Here is a 4,047-nt window from a genome sequence, read left to right as displayed (position 1 = left end):
ATGGTAATACTTATAATTCTGCTGGTACATATAAGGATACACTAATAAATGCTGCCGGTTGCGACTCGATTGTGACCCTCACATTGAATGTAAATCCTGTAGTAACGGGTGCTCAAACCACTACTATATGCAGCAATCAGTTGCCCTACATTTGGAATGGAAATACTTACAATGCGGCAGGCACTTATAAAGATACCTTAACCAGTGCCGCCGGTTGCGATTCTGTTGTTACTTTGACACTGAATGTAAATCCCGTGGTAACCGGTACCCAAACCACTAAAATTTGTAGCAATCAATTGCCATATACCTGGAATGGAAACGCTTACAATGCGGCAGGTGCTTATAAGGATACTTTGACCAGTGCCGCTGGTTGCGATTCTATTGTTACTTTGACACTGAATGTAAATCCAGTTGTAACAGGCACCCAAACGACTACGATATGCAGTAGTCAATTGCCATACACATGGAATGGAAATGTATATAACGCGGCTGGTACTTATAAAGATACTTTGACCAATGCCACCGGTTGCGATTCAATCGTTACTTTGACACTGAATGTAAATCCTGTTGTAACCGGCGCCCAAACAACTACAATCTGCAGCAACCAGTTGCCATATGTCTGGAATGGAAATGTATATAACTCGGCTGGTACTTATAAAGATACTTTGACCAATGCCACCGGTTGCGATTCAATCGTTACTTTGACACTGAATGTAAATCCTGTTGTAACCGGCGCCCAAACAACTACAATCTGCAGCAACCAGTTGCCATATGTCTGGAACGGAAATGTATATAACGCGGCTGGTACTTATAAGGATACGCTGACCAATGCAGCTGGTTGTGACTCGATCGTTACTTTGACACTGAATGTAAATCCAGTTGTAACAGGCACCCAAACGACTACGATATGCAGTAGTCAATTGCCATACACCTGGAATGGAAATGTATATAACGCGGCTGGTACTTATAAAGATACTTTGACCAATGCCGCTGGTTGTGACTCGATCGTTACTTTGACACTGAATGTAAATCCTGCTGTAACAGGCACTCAAACGACTACGATATGCAGCAATCAATTGCCATACACCTGGAACGGCAATGTATACAATGGTGCTGGTACTTATAAGGATACATTGATAAATGCGGCCGGTTGTGATTCGATTGTAACACTTACATTGAATGTTAATTCTGTTGTAACGGGCACTCAAACCACCACTATATGCACTAACCAATTGCCCTACACCTGGAACGGCAACATCTACAATACAGCCGGTACATATAAGGACACTTTGACCAGCACTGCCGGTTGTGATTCGATTGTAACTTTGACTTTAAATGTTAACCCAGTCGTTACAGGTACTCAAGCAACAACAATATGCAGCAGTCAATTACCATATACCTGGAACGGTAATACTTATAATTCTGCCGGTACTTATAAGGATACGCTGACCAATGCAGCTGGTTGTGACTCGATCGTTACTTTGACCCTGAATGTAAATCCTGTTGTAACGGGCACCCAAACCACTACGATATGTAGCACCCAATTACCCTATACCTGGAATGGTAATACTTATAATTCTGCTGGTACATATAAGGATACACTGACCAGTGCCGCCGGTTGTGACTCTATCGTAACTTTGACCTTAAATGTTAACCCGGTTGTAACAGCTACTCAAACTACTACGATATGCAGCAACCAATTGCCCTATACCTGGAATGGCAATACCTACAATGCTGCTGGTACATATAAGGACACATTGACCAATGCCTCCGGTTGCGACTCGATCGTAACGCTGACGCTGAATGTTAATCCTATTGTCACCGGTACTCAAACGACTACGATATGTAGTAGTCAATTGCCATACACCTGGAACGGTAACATTTACAATGCAGCCGGTACTTATAAGGACACATTGACAAATGCCGCCGGTTGCGATTCTGTTGTTACTTTGACACTGAATGTAAATCCTGTAGTAACGGGTACTCAAACCACTACTATATGTAGCAATCAATTGCCGTATACCTGGAACGGAAATACATATAATGCAGCCGGTACTTATAAGGATACTTTGACGAGTGTCGCTGGGTGTGATTCTATCGTTACTCTGACGCTGAATGTTAATCCTGTTGTGACAGGCACCCAAACTACCACAATATGTAGCAATCAATTACCCTATACCTGGAACGGCAACACCTACAATGCAGCCGGTACTTATAAGGACACATTGACAAATGCCGCCGGTTGTGACTCTATCGTAACTTTGACCTTAAATGTTAACCCGGTTGTAACAGCTACTCAAACTACTACGATATGCAGCAACCAATTGCCATACACCTGGAACGGCAATGTATTCAATGCTGCCGGTACTTATAAGGATACATTGACAAGCGCCGCCGGTTGCGATTCGATTGTAACACTTGCATTGAATGTAAATCCTGTAGTAACGGGAACTCAAAGCGCCACTATATGTAGCAATCAACTACCATATACCTGGAACAGTAACACTTACAATGCGGCAGGTACTTATAAGGATACTTTGACCAGTGCCGCTGGTTGTGATTCAATCGTAACACTGACATTGAATGTAAATCCAGTTGTAACGAGAACTCAAAGCGCCACTATATGTAGCAATCAACTGCCATACATCTGGAACGGAAATACTTATAACGCGGCAGGTACTTATAAGGATACTTTGATCAGTGCCGCCGGTTGCGACTCGATTGTAACGCTGACATTAAATGTTAACCCGGTTGTAACCGGTGCCCAAACCACTACAATTTGTAGCAATCAATTGCCATATGCCTGGAATGGTAACATCTACAATGTCGCCGGAACTTATAAGGATACCCTGACAAGCGCTGCTGGTTGTGATTCAACCGTTACGCTGACACTGAATGTAAATGCAGCTGTGACAGGTTCACAAACAATAACCATTTGTAACAACCAGTTGCCATACTTGTGGAATGGCAATACCTACAATGCCGCCGGAACCTATAAAGATACTTTGACGAGCGCCGTCGGTTGCGACTCGATCGTAACCCTGACATTGAATGTAAATTCAGTGGTAACCGGTACCCAAACCACTACAATATGCAACAATCAGCTTCCATACATTTGGAATGGTAATATGTATAATGGTGCTGGTACTTATAAGGATACTTTGACGAGTGCTGCCGGATGCGATTCTATCGTAACACTGACCTTAAATGTTAACCCGGTTGTAACAGGTACTCAAACTACCACAATATGTAGCAATCAATTACCCTATACCTGGAATGGTAACATTTACAATGCTGCTGGTACTTATAAGGATACATTGACGAGTGCCGCCGGTTGCGATTCTATTGTATCATTAACCCTGAATGTAAATCCCGTTATAACAGGCACTCAAACAACTACAATCTGTAGCAACCAATTACCCTACACCTGGAATGGAAATACCTACAATGCGGAAGGCACTTATAAGGATACGCTGACGAGCGCCGCAGGTTGCGATTCGATCGTAACATTAACCTTGAATGTAAATTCTGTTGTAACAGATAACCAAACCACTACAATATGTAGCAGCCAATTACCATATACCTGGAATGGTAACATGTATAATACTGCTGGTACTTATAAGGATACGCTGACAAGTGCCGCAGGTTGTGATTCGATTGTAACACTTACATTGAATGTAAATCCTGTAGTAACGGGAATTCAAACCATTGCTATATGCAGCAATCAGTTGCCATATACCTGGAACGGTAACAGCTATAACGCAGCCGGTATTTATAAGGATACTTTGACCAATGCCATCGGTTGTGACTCGATTGTAACGCTTACATTGAATGTAAATCCTGTAGCAACGGGAACTCAAACAACTACAATATGCAGTAATCAATTGCCGTATACCTGGAACGGCAACACTTTCAATGCTGCCGGTACTTATAAGGATACGCTGACCAATGCGGCAGGTTGCGATTCAATCGTAACCCTGACCCTGAATGTTAATCCAGTTGTAACAGGCACCCAAACGACTGCGATATGCAGTAGTCAATTGCCAT

General features: G+C 42.7%; 1 protein-coding gene. It reads left to right on the top strand.

The window, feature by feature from the left end:
- A partial coding sequence (locus tag AC59IL_RS38770) for a beta strand repeat-containing protein (protein WP_496557638.1) occupies window positions 1-4,047 on the top strand: 4,047 nt, incomplete at both ends.

Source organism: Niastella sp. sgz303648 (genome assembly GCF_059587045.1).
Note: the sequence above shows the minus strand (reverse complement) of the source record. Positions and strands in the feature narration are given on the sequence as shown.